The organism is Amycolatopsis sp. NPDC051373 (assembly GCF_040689465.1).
In the GTDB taxonomy this organism is placed as follows: domain Bacteria; phylum Actinomycetota; class Actinomycetes; order Mycobacteriales; family Pseudonocardiaceae; genus Amycolatopsis.
Genome location: NZ_JBFBAE010000059.1, coordinates 1 through 12,901, shown reverse-complemented (window position 1 = coordinate 12,901; position 12,901 = coordinate 1). Strand labels below are relative to the sequence as shown.

Below are 12,901 nucleotides of genomic sequence, written 5' to 3'. Positions count from 1 at the left end.
ATCTGAGTCGTGCGACTCAGATCGCGGCCATTCTGCGTCGTATCACTCAGAAATGTCAAGGCTCCCCGGGCAGCGCGCGGGTGCCCACACGGTTTCAGCCGCGCTCGGCCAGCGCCTTCAGCAGCGCTTCGGCGGCCTGCTCACCCGAGGCCGGGTTCTGGCCGGTGATCAGGTTGCCGTCGACCACCACGTACGGACCCCAGGCCGGGCCCGAGGAGTACTCGGCGCCGGCGCCACGCAGCCGCTCCTCCAGCAGCCACAGGGCGTTCTGCGCGAGGCCGACCTGCTGCTCCTGCTCGTCGGTGAACGCGGTGAGCCTGCGGCCCTTGAACAGCCAGCCGCCCTCGGGGTCGCCGGCGGAGAAGAAGCTCGCCGGGCCGTGGCACAGTGACGCGACGACCTTGGACTCGTCCGGCAGCAGCGCGGCCAGCACGTGGGCGACGTCGGCGTTCACGGCCAGGTCCTGCATCGGGCCGTGGCCGCCGGGGATCAGCACCCCGTCGAACTCGGCCGGGTCCACGTCCTCGAGCCGCGCCGGCCGAATCCGAAGCCCACCTGCAGCGGGCCGCCCTGCGTTTTCCGGTGACGACGGTCGTCACGGCCCAGGGGTGCGAGCTGCACCCGACTGGCACCGGCGTCGACCGGTCGTTCTCGCACCTGCTCAGCGCGGTCGCCGACCTCGCCTCGCGGGGCGCGTGGCCGCGGGTGAAGGTGTGCAAGAACGACACGTGCTACACGGCGTTCTTCGACAAGACGCGCAACTCCTCGGCGCTGTACTGCAGCACGACGTGCAGCGGCCAGATGGCGACGCGCGCGTACCGCGAGCGGAAAAAGGAGTGCGCCGCTCGGTGATCAGCGGAACACAGCCGTCCGTTCAGGAGTTGAGCGTGGCATGAGCCAACTCGTGGACCGCACGATCACCGCCCTGCGCACCGAGCACGACACGCTCGCCGCCCTCGTCCGCACCCTGACCGACGAGCAGCTGGCCACCACCAGCGGCGCTGCCGAATGGACCGTCGCGCAAGCCCTGTCCCACCTCGGAAGTGGCGCGGAGATCGGCCGCGCGCCGATCGCCCGGGCCGCCGGCGAGACGGTCGCGGCCGAAGACAACCCGACGATCTGGGCCCGCTGGGACGCGTCCGCGCCGCGCGCGCAGGCCGAAGGTTTCCTGGAGCACAACGCCCGCTGGCTCGAGACCGTCGAAGCCCTCACGGCCGAGCAGCGCTCGTCGCTGACCGTCGATCTCGGCTTCCTGCCCGAGCCGGTCTCGCTGCTGACCGCCCTGGGCATGCGCCTCAACGAGGTCGCCAACCACTCGTGGGACGTGCGCGTGACCTTCGACCCCAAGGCCGGCGTCGAAGCCGCCTCGGCCGAGGTCCTCGTCGACCTGATGCCGGCCCGATCGGCTTCATGCTGGGCTTCCTGGCGAAGCCGGCCGAGCTCGGCAAGCCGGCGTCCGTCGCCATCCCGGGTGCCGGCCTGGTGATCGACGAAGGCGTCACGGTGGTGGACCACCTCGAATCGCCTTCGGCCACGTTCGACGGCCCGGCCGAAGCCTTCATCCGCCTGGTCAGCGGCCGCCTGAAGGCCCCGTACGACACCGGCGTGACCGTCGACGGCGCTCTTTCCCTCGACGACCTGCGCCGGGTGTTCCCCGGCTTCTGACGCGGGGTGTCCTCCCCGGCTTGGGACGGAAGGGACAGCGGGCTGACCGGTTTCGCACACGTTCAGCCCGTTTCCGTCATTCCGGCGATAACCTTCGCACGTGAGCGGTTCTGGGGTGTGCGGTGTGCCGCAGGGATTGTGCGAATTCGGACGGGCGCTGGCGCCGTTGCACCATTTCATGATCGGTTGAGGACAGTGGCGGTCGACGAACCACCGACGATCCGCGTCCTGCGGTGGGGACTGTGGCTGCAGGTCCCCGCCGCCCTGATGGCGGCGGGCTTCGGGGTGGCCGAAGTCGGGGACAGCAGCGGTTGGTGGAGCGCGTTCCTCGTCGCCGGCCTGGTACTCGACGTGGTCGCCGCGGCACGTTCGCGGCGTGCGCCGTCGCGCTCGGCGATGGTGCGCGGTGGGTTCTGCGCTCGATGACCGCCCGCACCTGGCTGATCGTGGTCCAGGGAATCGTCTTGATGCTGAACGGGCACTTCTTCGCCACCCCGTCGTGGGTTCTCGCGGGGGCGCAGGCGCGCGTGGCGAGGTACGGCGCCGAGGAGTGGTTCGACGCCTGAGCCCCGCGGCGATCACGTCCGCTCGGCGACTCTTCGCACCCGGTGCACCGTCCTCGGGATCCACGCCCACAGCGCCCCGGCCGCCGCGAAGCCGACCAGGCCGCTGACGACGATCCCCAGCCCGAGCCCGGCCAGCGCGGTCACCCCGGCCAGCAGCAGCGGGCCGAGGCCGGAGCCGACGTCGGCCAGCTCGTTCCAGATGCCGATGTGCGTCGGGCGGCCGACGGTCGGCGAGACGTCGGCTCCGAGCGTCATCACGATGCCCGAGCCGAGGCCGTTGCCGAATCCCATCACCATGGCCACGAGGGCAAGCAGAACCGGCCCGTGCGTCAACGGCATGAGGACGAAGGAAGCACCGAGCACGAACGTGCAAGGGACCGCGACCCACCGGCGGCCGCGGCGGTCCATCACCTTGCCCGCCGGGTAGAAGACCAGCGCGTCGATCGCGCCGGCGAAACCGTAGATCACCGAGCTGACCGTGGGCGACAGGCCGAGGTGGGCCGCCCACAGGGGAACGACGGTCTGGCGCGTCTGCCGGATCCCCGACAGCAGCAGGATGCCGACGCCGAGCGTCGCGTACACCCGCCACTTCTGCTTGACCATCCCCCACGTCGTGATCGCCGCCGCGGCCGCGCGGTGCTCCTCGGTCGTCTCCAGATCCGGCACCCGGTACACGACGATCCCGGCGGCGAGCACCGCGACGAGGCTCAGGTAGTACGCGCCGGCCTGCCCCCAGACCTGCATCGCCGCGGCCCCGGCGAACGGACCCAGGAACAGCCCCACGCGCATCGTCCCGCCGAGCGTCGACAACGCCCGCGCCCGCATGTGCAGCGGCACCGCCTCGGTCAGGTACGACTGTCGCGCCAGGCCGTACACCGCGCTCGCGGCGCCGATCAGCAGCACGCCGGCGCCGTAGACCAGCAACGCGGACTGCCCCGAACCGATGTTGACCAGGCACAGCGCCAACCCGACGGCCGTGACCCCGGCCGCCACCAACATCGACTTCCGCTCACCGACCCGGGTCGCGAGGATGCCCGCCGGGATGTTCGTGATCAGCGAACCGATCCCGAGCAACGCCCCGATCAACGCCGCCACCGACGTCGTGGCCCCGCGGTCGATCGCACTCAGCGCGACGACCGGCAGCATCGACCCCTCCGCCAGCCCGAACAACGCGGCGGGCCCGTACACCGCGACGGCCACCGACCGCAGCCGGAACTCCTCAACCATGCCCGGCCACCACCGCGATCACCAGGTCGCGGTCAGGACCGTCCGCTCTCCGAGCGCAGGAGTGCCACAGAGCGCGGAGACTTGGTATTTCGGCAGCGAGAAGTCCTGTGCTCACGGGCCGATCTTCGCAAGCCCGGCCCTTTCACCGGCCCGCTCGTGGCGAGTCCCACACCGGTCTCCGACCGTCTGGAGCACAACTCGCGCCGCAGAACTACACAATTCTCCTTCAACGGACTTTCCGCCGGCTCGGCTCCCGTGTTCGCCGACGATCATCCGATGTCGGACTCCGACCGGATCAGCGAGATCTCCAACGACACCGAGATCTACGCCAACGCCGGCGAACGGATCGTCCAACCCCGCGGCGAGTGGCATACCTTCCGGAACGACACAGACGAGCCCGCCGCCGTCCTCGGTGATCGAACGCCACCAGCCGGTCTCCTGACGGGGCCGGTCAGAACTGGTCGACGTCCACAATGGCCTTGGCGAACGGCTGCGGGGCTTCCTGCGGAACGTTGTGACCGATCCCGGTGAACGTGCGGTGCTCGTACTTGCCCGTGAACTTGTCGCGATAGGCCTTGCCGTCGGCCGCAGCGGCGTCGAAGTCGCTGCCGATCGTGATCGTCGGAACGCCGATCTTCGGCGAGGCCTGAAGTTTCTGTTCGTAGACGTCGTACTGCGGTTCGCCCGGGGCAAGGCTTTGGCGCCAGCGGTAGTTGTGCACGACGATGGCCACGTGGTCGGGGTTGTCGAACGACTGCGCTGTGCGGTCGTAGGTCGCGTCGTCGAAGTGCCACTTCGGAGAGACGTTCTTCCAGATCAGCTTGTTGAAGTCGTGCCGGTACTTCGCGTAGCCCAGCTCGCCGCGATCCGTGGCGAGGTAGTACTGATACCACCACCCGTATTCGGCCAGCGGGGCCAGCGGCTCCTTGTTGACCGCCAGGTTGTTGATGCCGTAGCCGCTCACCGCCACCATCGCCTTGACGCGTTCCGGCCACAGCGCCGCGATGACGTCCGCGGTGCGCACCCCCCAGTCGTAGCCGCCGAGGATCACCTTGTCGAGGTGCAGGGCGTCCATCATGGCCACGATGTCGAGCGCGACCGCCGCCTGCTGTCCATTGCGGACGGTGTCCTTGGACAGGAACGTCGTCGGGCCGTAGCCGCGCAGGAACGGTGCGAAGACGTGGTAGCCGGCGCCGGCGAGCAGCGGGCCGACGTCGACGTAGCTGTGCGGGTCGTACGGCCAGCCGTGGAGCAGAATCACCGGCTTGCCCGTGGCCGGGCCCCACTCGGCGTACCCGACGTCGAGCAGCCCGGCCTTGACCTGTTTGATCGGGCCGAGCGAGGTGTTCTTGCCGGAGCCCGCCCTGAGGTCGTCGCCGGGCGCGGCGGCCGGCGCGCTCTGTCCGGTGGAACACGCGGCCAGCGACGCGGCCGCCGCTGTCGCGGCGAAGGCCTGGCCGAACTGCCTCCGGTTGATCATCGGAACTCCTTGGGTGGATCGCGCGTTTTCGTTGACTCGGAAAACCTATGTGGACAGTGATCTTCGGCGCGAGCGTCAGATGACGCTGTCGGTGTACGTCACGCCTGAGGGCGTCGGTTTTCGGGCGCGGCAAGGGTTCCGTGGACGGTGATCGTCTCCCCGTGCCGCACGAACCGGATGTCCGGAAGCCGGCGACGAAGCCAGTCGAGGACGAAGTAGTTGGCGCCGAGCACATCGCACCGCACCCGCGTCGAACCGCCGTCGGAGAGGGCGTTCGCCATCTCCCGCAGGAGTTTCCGGCCGATGCCCCGGAACTGGTAGTCCTCGGCGACGACGATGCCGATGTCCACGCCGTCACCGTCGTGCTCGGTCGCCATCAGGTGCCCGACCACGGTCTCCCCGTCGAGAGCGAGGAGCACGACTTGGCCGGGCGCGACCGTGGTCAGCGTCGTGAGCAGAGCCGGCGAGATGTGCCGGATGCCGGAGAAGAACCGGTGGTACCGGCTGGCGAGCGACAGTCCGATGAGGAATCTGCCGACCGGTTCACCGTCCTCGGCAGAAGGTTCGCGCACGACGATCCGCGCCGCGAGGTCGGCTTCAGGCGCCATGGAACCTCACAGCGTCAGCACCGGAAGCCCCAGTGCCTCGGCCGATTCCGCGCGCATCTCGACTTTGCGGATCTTGCCGGTCACGGTCGTGGGGAACTGCTCCACCAGACGCACGTACCGCGGGATCTTGTAGTGCGCCAGTTTTCCCCTCGCGAAGGCGCGGATCGCGTCGGCGTCGAGCGGCGCCGCGCCGGCCCGCACCTTGACGCACGCGCACAGCTCCTCGCCGAACCGCTCGTCGGGCACCCCGACCACCTGCACGTCCTCGATGTCCGGATGCGTGTAGAGGAACTCCTCGATCTCGCGCGGATACACGTTCTCCCCGCCCCGGATCACCATGTCCTTGATCCGGCCGACGATCAGCGCGTACCCGTCCTCGCGCATCACGGCGAGGTCACCGGTGTGCATCCAGCCGTCGGCGTCGAGCGCGTCCGCCGTGCGCTCGGGGTCGTTCCAGTACCCGATCATCACCGAATAGCCGCGCGTGCAGAACTCGCCCGGCGTCCCGCGTTCCACGGTTTCACCGGTCTCCGGATCGACGATCTTGATCTCGACGTGCGGGTGCACGCGCCCGATCGTCGCGGTGCGCCGGTCGAGGTCGTCGTCGGCGAGCGTCTGGCAGGAGACCGGCGAAGTCTCCGTCATCCCGTACGCAATGGACACTTCCGCCAGGTGCATCTCGGTGACGCAGCGCTTCATCACCTCGACAGGACACGGCGCGCCCGCCATGATCCCCGTGCGCAGCGTGCTCAGATCGTACTCCGCGAACGCGGGCAGCGCCTGCATGCCGATGAACATCGTGGGCACGCCGTACACCGCCGTGCAGCGTTCGTCCTGAATGGACCGCAATGTGGCCGCCGGGTCGAACGCCGGGCCCGGGATGACCATCGCGGCGCCGTGCGTGGTGCAGCCGAGGTTGGCCATCACCATGCCGAAGCAGTGATAGAACGGTACCGGGATCGCCAGCCGGTCAACGTGGGTGAAGCCGATCGTCTCGGTGACGAAGAAGCCGTTGTTCAGGATGTTGCGGTGGCTCAGCGTGGCGCCCTTGGGAAAGCCCGTGGTGCCCGACGTGTACTGGATGTTGATCGGGTCGTGCGGGCTGAGCGAGGCCAGGCGCCCGGCGAGGTCCTCCTCACCCGTCGCGCAGTCGAGCAGCTGCTGCCAGTCGTCGGTGTCGAGGTACACGACGGTGCGCAGCGCGGTGCCGGCACGGACCTCGTCGATCATGGCCCCGTAGTCACTGGTCTTGAACGTGCTCGCCGAGATCAGCAGCGTGACACCGGACTGTTCGAGCGCGTACGCCAGCTCGTGTGTACGGTACGCCGGGTTGATGTTGACCAGGATCGCGCCGATCTTCGCGGTGGCGTACTGCGTGATCGTCCACTCGGCACAGTTCGGCGCCCAGATGCCGACGCGGTCGCCCTTTTCGACCCCGACCGCCATCAACGCCCGGGCAAGCGCGTCGACGTCCGCATTGAGCTCGGCGTAGGTCCAGCGTCGCCCGGTCGCGAACTCGACGAGGCCCTCGCGGTCACCGTGCGCGGCGACAGTGCGTTCGAAGTTCGCGCCGATCGTCTCTTCGAGCAGGGCCGGGCGGTCGGCGCCGCGGGCGTAGGAGAGCATGATCCACTCCGATCACTTGAGTTCGGCGGACGACTTGCCGAGCAGCCGGCGCGCCACGATGAGCTGCTGGATCTGTTGCGTGCCTTCGAAGATGTCCATGATCTTCGCGTCGCGCGCCCACTTCTCCAGCAGCGAGTCCTCCGAATAGCCGAGGCTGCCGGCGAGCGCGACGCAGCCCAGCGCGATGTCCGTCGCGCTGCGGCCGGCCTTCGCCTTGGCCATGGACGCGTGCATCGAGTTCGGCCGGGCGTTGTCCGCCAGCCACGCCGCTTCCAGGGTGAGCAGGTAGGCCGCCTCGTAGTCGGCCTCCAGGTCCAGGAACGTCGCGACGGCCGCGGGTTGCCGCGGGCCGGCCCGGTCGTAGTCGATGGTCAGGCCGGCCTCGGCGAGCAGCGTGCGCGTCTCGTCCAGCGCGGCGCGGGCCACGCCGACGGCCATCGCGGCGACCAGTGGACGGGTGTTGTCGAACGTCTGCATCACCCCGGCGAAGCTGCGTTCGACGTCGATCTCCGGGTCGCCGAGCAGGTTTTCGCGCGGAACCCGCACGTTGTCCAGGCGCAGGTGCGCGGTGTCGGAGGCGCGGATGCCGAGCTTGTGCTCCAGCCGCACGAGTTCGAACCCCGGCGTGCCCTTCTCGACCACGAACGACTTGATCGCCGCCCGGCCCAGCGCGCGGTCGAGCGTCGCCCACACCACGACGACGTCGGCGCGCTCGCCGGAGGTGACGAAGATCTTCTCGCCGTTGAGCACGTAGTCGTCGCCGTCGAGCACAGCCGTGGTGCGGATGGCGGCCGAGTCCGAACCGGTGTCCGGCTCGGTGATGGCCATGGCCGCCCACTTGCCCGCGAACCGCTTCGCCTGCTCGCCCTTCGCGACCGAGGCGATGGCGGCGTTGCCGAGGCCCAAGCGCGGCATTGACAACAGCATTCCCGCGTCACCCCAGCACAGCTCCATGATGCCGAGCACGCTGGCGAGGTTGCGTCCATTGCGGACTTCCCCGGTGGCCACCTGCCCGCCACCCGCGGTATTCAGGTCGTCGGCGAGGGGCGTCAGCGCGTCGAGCTCCGGCGGACGCGTGTGCTCGTCGCGGTCGTTGCGGCGGGAACCCGGCCGGAGCAGCTTCTCCGCGGTGAGATGGGCCTGGTCGACCACTGTGGACAACCGGGCCGGCACTTCGAGGTGGATCACTGGCTTGCTCCTTGCGTACCGGTTCAGACGAGCAGGACACCGCTGGCGACCCCGACCGCGCGCAGGTCGCGGTACCAGCGTTCGACGGGGTGTTCCTTCACATAGCCGTGCCCGCCGAGCAACTGCACGCCGTCGCTGCCGATGCGCATGCCCTTGGCCGCGCACAACCGGCGGGCAAGCTCGGTCTCACGGGCGAACGGCAGGCCGGCGTCGGCGCGAGCGGCCGCGCGATAGGTGGCCAGCCGCATGCCTTCGAGCTCGATTGCGACGTCGGCGACCTTGAACGCGACACCCTGGCGGTGGCTCACCGGCTCGCCGAAGGCGACGCGCTCGTTGACGTACGGGATCACGTAGTCGAGCACGGCCTGCGCCGTGCCGACCGCGAGCCCGCACCAGGCCAGGCGCGACAGCCGCACGCACTCCGTGTAGGCGGCCGGGTCGGCGTCGCCCAGCAGGGCCGTTTCGGGCACGTGCACCGTCGCCAGATCCAGCCGTCCGGTGCCGGCCGCGCGCAGGCCCATCGCGGGCTCGGGCTCGACGCTCGTCCCCGGCGCATTCGCCTCGACGACGAACAGTGCGGGACCGTGGCCGTCCAGCTCGGCCGCGACCACGAAGAGCTCGCCCTGCGCAGCCCGCGGCACCAGCGACTTGGCGCCGTCGAGGACGAACCCGCCCGGCGTGCGGCGGGCCACCGTGCGCAGCTCGAACGGGTCGAACACGGCACGCGGCTCGAGGATGGCGAGAGCCGCGGCCGGCACGGTGTCGCCGACGAACGCGGGCAGGTACGCGGTCTGCGCCTCGCCACTCCCCCACAGCACGAGCGCCGTGCTGACCGCGGAGGACGCGAGGCACGCCACGGCCAGCCCCATGTCGCCGGCGGCCAGGGCCTCGGTGACCAGGGTCGCCGTGACCGCGGACCGCGCGGTCGCGACCCCGCCGAGTTCCTCGGGCACACCCAGCAGGCTGAGGCCGAGCTCGGCGGACTTGGTGAGCAGGTCGTCCGGCGCTGCGCACCCCGCGTCGGCCTCACCCGCCCGCGCGCGCAGGTGCTCGGCGGCGAACTCGGCCACGGTGTCGCGGATCAACCGCTGGTCCTCGCTCGGGGTGAAGTCAAGCAGGTCGGGCGGGGTGTCGAGCCCGGGCCGGCGGGGTTCACTGCTGGCCATGACAAATCTCCTGACGTGCTAGTACGGGCTTGGGCCCTGGGGGAAGAGTGAGCTCGGACTCCGGAAGCGCGGTGGTGCTCAGGCCTTCTTGGCGCGAGTCCCGGCACGACGACGAGCGGGGGCGGGCGCCTGGCCGAGGCCGGCGATCAACGCGTCGAGCCCGAGGCGCCAGCGGCGGTCCACCGACTGCTTCGAGCCGCCCAGCCGGTGCGCGCTCTCGGCCGCCGCGATGCCCTGGACGTAGGCGAAGAACACGTGCGCGATGTCCGTCGGGTCCGCCGCGAACAGGCCGGCGTCGACGGCGGTGCGAATGTGGTGCACGAAGATCTTGCGCACCTTGACGCCGGCTTTGTCCTCGTCCTGCGTGGGATCGAAGTCGGTGAACGGGCGCGAGAACATGATCTCGGCCAGCACTGGGTTCGCGACCACGAAGTGCCGGAAGGCTTCGGCGAGGTGCCGCAGGGCATCCAGCGGGTCGTCGGTGGCCGGCAGCGCCGCCAGATCGTCGCCCAGCAGGCGGAAGCCCTCGAAGAAGACCTCGCGGATGAGACCCGCCTTGTCGCCGAACACCTCGTAGATGGCCGGGACCGAGGCCTCGGCCCGGCGGGCGACGGTGCGCGTGGTCAGCCCCACCACGCCCTCCTCCTCCAACGCGGCGATGGACAACGCCCGCGACGCCACGCAGATCTTCGGCGGCATGGGGTTCATCAACGAAGCCCCGGTCGCCCGGTACTACCGCGACGCCAAAATCCTCGAGGTCGGCGAAGGCACGAGCGAGGTGCAGAAGATGCTCATCGCCCGCGAGCTCGGGCTCTGACGCGCTCGCTCGAAGGGCGGGGCCCGGGGTGCGCCCGGGGCCCCGGTGAAGAAGGTATGTCGACCAATAGTAGGTCGTCCTATTAAATCGGAGGTACGATCCCGCCATGGAAGGCACTCGGACATACAGCTGGGTGGACCCCCAGGAGATGGCCAAACTCAGCCGCGAGATGGACGGGCTCGAGTTCAGCCGGCACCTGCTCGACGCCGGCGAGTCCGGGATCATGCCGATCGCCGCGACACTGGGCTTCCGCCTCGCCGAGATCGAGTCCGGCCACGCCGTGCTCGTGGGCGAGGTCGGCGAGCACCTCTACAACCCGATCGGCATCGTCCACGGCGGGGTCGCCGCGACGCTGCTCGACAGCGCCGCCGGTTACGCCGTGCAGACGACGGTGCCGGTCGGGAGCACCTACACCACTTTGGACCTTTCGGTGCACTACCTGCGACCGCTCACCGCGGACATCGGCGCGCTCCGTGCTACCGGCAACGTGATCAACCGGGGCCGGCGGACCGCGCTGGCGCACGCCGAGATCCGCGACGCGAAGGATCGGCTGCTCGCGCACGCGACGAGCTCATGCATGGTGTTCACCACCGACGCGTGACGGTGACGAGGCGGACATGAACGGACCCGAACTGCGCTCCCGTCGTCCACTGTGTCCCACCCCGCCGGCCACAGTGGACGACGGGAGCGCGATCCGGCGCATCATCGACGACCTGCTGCCCGAGCGGCTGGAGCGGCTGCGGAAGGTGACCGGCCTGCCGATCGCCCTCGGCGGCACCACCCGCCACGGCGCCTCCGGCCTTCACCTGGTGCTCGACCGCCTGATGGGCAACTCGGGTGATGCGTTGCGGGGGCTCGTCGTGCAGCCCGGGAAAGGGCTCGGCGGGTGCGTGCTGCGCAGCCGGACCCCGTTCCGCGTCAACGACTACGCGTCCACGATGGCGATCACCCACGAGTACGACGTCGTGGTGCGCGAGGAGGGATTGACGTCGGTCTTCGCCGTACCCGTGCTGGTCCGGGGTGAGGTGCGCGGGGTTCTATACGGCGCGGTCCGGGAAGGCAACCCGATCGGCGACCGGACTGTGCGCAGTGCCGTGGTGGTCGCCGATCAACTTCAGTTCGATGTGGAGGGACAGCTGCGCCGCGATCCCGGTCATGCCGCCGTCCGCTCGCGGGGCGCGCTCGCCGAGCTCGCCGCGCTCATCCGTGACACGAGCGATCCGCAGCTGCGTGCGCGGCTGGAGCGGATCCAGGCGGACCTGACGGGTGAACCCGTGCGGGCCGAGATCGCGGCGTCCGCGTCGCTCGCGCCCCGGGAGATCGACGTGCTGCGGCTGGCGGAGGTGGGGGCCAGCAACCTGGAGATCGCCGCCCGGCTGGGGCTGAGCCTGGAGACCGTCAAGGCCTACCTCCGATCGGCGATGCGCAAGCTGGAAGTCCACAACCGAACAGCCGCCGCTCATCAGGCACGGCTGAACGGTCTCTTGTGAGCGGACGGGGCCACGACTGTCGTGGCCCCGTCCGGCTGTACTAGCCGAGTTTGCCGACCGGCAGCACCTGCCGACCGTAGGTCGCGGTCATGATGTCGGCCGTGCCCCGGTAGAGCCCGAGGACGGCGAACACCACGGTGACGTACCCGGAAGCCTGCACGAAGCCCTCGCTTCCACTGTGGACGCCGATCACGAGGAGCACCAGTGCCGCCAGAAGCAGCACCAGCACGCTGACGAGCACCGCGTCCGTCCGCAGCGCCGAGACGAGGAAGACGAACGTGAGCACGGCGAACATCGCGAGGAACACCGTGAGTCCGCTCGACACCGCGGCGGCGGGATCGACGTTCGCCTTGGTCGCGGCTTCGACCACCTTCTCCTCGAACGTCGTCTGGATGAAGCCGTAGATGACCCAGAACGGCCCGAAGCTGCCGAACACGACGGCGCCGAACACGTTGCCGCGCACCACTTCGAGCACGGCGACCATGATCTGGATCGCGCCACCGAAGAAGAAGGCCACCGGGATCACGAGGGCGGCACCGGCGGTGTTGACGAAGTTTCCGTTGTAGAGGCCGAGCATGAGCGAGGTGGCGGAGAAGGCCAGGATCGCCCACGCACCGGGGTCGGCGATCGGGACGGTCCGCCCGGCCGGCCGGTCGAAGGTCTTTTCGCTGATGAGAGAGTCGTGCTGAACAACACTGGTCGTACGAGTTCTCCTTGGGGGTTGGCGACCAGTAAAGGTCGTGCACGCCCGAGGGGCTACCCCCGGCCGGGGGTGACTTCGCCGTAGGGAACCCGTCCGGTGACACGCAATCCGTAGCCCTCCAGGCCGACGCGTTTGCCGGGGTTGTCGGAGAGCAGGCGCATGCTGCGGATGCCGAGATCAAGCAGGATCTGGGCACCGGTGCCGTAATCCCGTGCGTCGGCCGCGACACCGAACGAGAGGGTGGCGTCCACAGTGTCCTGATCGGCGTCTTGCAGCTGGTAGGCCTGCAGCTTGTGCAGCAGCCCGATGCCGCGGCCCTCGTGGCCGCGGATGTAGAGCACGACGCCGCGGCCCTCGTCGGCCAC

16 protein-coding genes and 2 pseudogenes are annotated in these 12,901 nt (G+C 69.7%); 8 read left to right on the top strand and 10 right to left on the bottom strand.

What is annotated here, in order from left to right; translation table 11 throughout:
• Positions 1-94 precede the first annotated feature (94 nt).
• Complete coding sequence (locus AB0383_RS49610; RefSeq protein ID WP_366191613.1) at positions 95-544, bottom strand: type 1 glutamine amidotransferase domain-containing protein; 450 nt, start codon at positions 542-544, stop codon at positions 95-97.
• Positions 545-582: 38 nt separating this feature from the next.
• Between AB0383_RS49610 and AB0383_RS49605 the strand changes: the two genes are divergently transcribed.
• The 5 genes from AB0383_RS49605 to AB0383_RS49585 all read left to right on the top strand — a co-directional run bounded on the left by AB0383_RS49605 (position 583) and on the right by AB0383_RS49585 (position 2,231).
• Positions 583-852 carry a CGNR zinc finger domain-containing protein gene (locus AB0383_RS49605; protein WP_364186020.1) on the top strand — a complete coding sequence of 90 codons (270 nt, stop codon included), beginning with the start codon at positions 583-585 and terminating at the stop codon, positions 850-852.
• 40 nt (positions 853-892) lie between these two features.
• On the top strand, positions 893-1,486 hold the full coding sequence (locus AB0383_RS49600; RefSeq protein ID WP_366191610.1) for a maleylpyruvate isomerase family mycothiol-dependent enzyme: 594 nt from the start codon (positions 893-895) through the stop codon (positions 1,484-1,486).
• Positions 1,483-1,665 carry a hypothetical protein gene (locus AB0383_RS49595; RefSeq protein WP_366191608.1) on the top strand — a complete coding sequence of 61 codons (183 nt, stop codon included), beginning with the start codon at positions 1,483-1,485 and terminating at the stop codon, positions 1,663-1,665. Before AB0383_RS49600 ends, AB0383_RS49595 begins: the two co-directional genes overlap by 4 nt.
• Positions 1,666-1,851: 186 nt before the next feature.
• Entirely contained in the window at positions 1,852-2,091 is a 240-nt protein-coding gene (locus tag AB0383_RS49590; RefSeq protein WP_366191606.1) for a hypothetical protein, read from the top strand.
• Entirely contained in the window at positions 2,088-2,231 is a 144-nt protein-coding gene (locus AB0383_RS49585) for a hypothetical protein (protein ID WP_364186015.1), read from the top strand. Before AB0383_RS49590 ends, AB0383_RS49585 begins: the two co-directional genes overlap by 4 nt.
• A gap of 12 nt (positions 2,232-2,243) precedes the next feature.
• Here the strand turns inward: AB0383_RS49585 and AB0383_RS49580 are convergent, their stop codons facing one another.
• The 7 genes from AB0383_RS49580 to AB0383_RS49550 all read right to left on the bottom strand — a co-directional run bounded on the left by AB0383_RS49580 (position 2,244) and on the right by AB0383_RS49550 (position 10,162).
• Positions 2,244-3,458 carry an MFS transporter gene (locus AB0383_RS49580; protein WP_364186013.1) on the bottom strand — a complete coding sequence of 405 codons (1,215 nt, stop codon included), beginning with the start codon at positions 3,456-3,458 and terminating at the stop codon, positions 2,244-2,246.
• A 451-nt stretch (positions 3,459-3,909) separates the two neighbouring features.
• A complete protein-coding gene (locus AB0383_RS49575; protein WP_364186012.1) occupies positions 3,910-4,938 on the bottom strand; it encodes an alpha/beta hydrolase in 1,029 nt (342 codons plus the stop codon).
• A 98-nt stretch (positions 4,939-5,036) separates the two neighbouring features.
• On the bottom strand, positions 5,037-5,546 hold the full coding sequence (locus tag AB0383_RS49570; protein WP_364186010.1) for a GNAT family N-acetyltransferase: 510 nt from the start codon (positions 5,544-5,546) through the stop codon (positions 5,037-5,039).
• A 6-nt stretch (positions 5,547-5,552) separates the two neighbouring features.
• Positions 5,553-7,172: an AMP-binding protein gene (locus AB0383_RS49565; protein ID WP_364186008.1), complete on the bottom strand. Its 1,620-nt coding sequence runs from the start codon at positions 7,170-7,172 to the stop codon at positions 5,553-5,555.
• 12 nt (positions 7,173-7,184) lie between these two features.
• Positions 7,185-8,360 carry an acyl-CoA dehydrogenase family protein gene (locus AB0383_RS49560; RefSeq protein WP_364186007.1) on the bottom strand — a complete coding sequence of 392 codons (1,176 nt, stop codon included), beginning with the start codon at positions 8,358-8,360 and terminating at the stop codon, positions 7,185-7,187.
• A 23-nt stretch (positions 8,361-8,383) separates the two neighbouring features.
• On the bottom strand, positions 8,384-9,526 hold the full coding sequence (locus AB0383_RS49555; RefSeq protein ID WP_364186005.1) for an acyl-CoA dehydrogenase family protein: 1,143 nt from the start codon (positions 9,524-9,526) through the stop codon (positions 8,384-8,386).
• 78 nt (positions 9,527-9,604) lie between these two features.
• Positions 9,605-10,162 carry a TetR-like C-terminal domain-containing protein gene (locus AB0383_RS49550; RefSeq protein ID WP_366191601.1) on the bottom strand — a complete coding sequence of 186 codons (558 nt, stop codon included), beginning with the start codon at positions 10,160-10,162 and terminating at the stop codon, positions 9,605-9,607.
• Between the two features lie 7 nt (positions 10,163-10,169).
• Here AB0383_RS49550 and AB0383_RS49545 point away from each other — a divergent pair.
• The 3 genes and pseudogenes from AB0383_RS49545 to AB0383_RS49535 form a co-directional block, all read left to right on the top strand.
• Positions 10,170-10,343: pseudogene (locus AB0383_RS49545) on the top strand (acyl-CoA dehydrogenase family protein); the annotation flags it as partial.
• A gap of 106 nt (positions 10,344-10,449) precedes the next feature.
• Positions 10,450-10,944, top strand: coding sequence for a PaaI family thioesterase (locus AB0383_RS49540; RefSeq protein WP_364185999.1), 495 nt, complete (start codon positions 10,450-10,452; stop codon positions 10,942-10,944).
• A 16-nt stretch (positions 10,945-10,960) separates the two neighbouring features.
• Complete coding sequence (locus AB0383_RS49535; protein WP_364185997.1) at positions 10,961-11,833, top strand: LuxR C-terminal-related transcriptional regulator; 873 nt, start codon at positions 10,961-10,963, stop codon at positions 11,831-11,833.
• 40 nt (positions 11,834-11,873) lie between these two features.
• Here AB0383_RS49535 and AB0383_RS49530 read toward each other — a convergent pair whose 3' ends face one another.
• Both AB0383_RS49530 and AB0383_RS49525 read right to left on the bottom strand, forming a co-directional pair.
• Positions 11,874-12,461 (bottom strand): acetate uptake transporter, encoded by a 588-nt coding sequence (locus AB0383_RS49530; RefSeq protein WP_364186165.1) that lies wholly within the window; start codon positions 12,459-12,461, stop codon positions 11,874-11,876.
• A gap of 128 nt (positions 12,462-12,589) precedes the next feature.
• Positions 12,590-12,901, bottom strand: a pseudogene (locus tag AB0383_RS49525) (bifunctional 3,4-dihydroxy-2-butanone-4-phosphate synthase/GTP cyclohydrolase II); the annotation flags it as partial.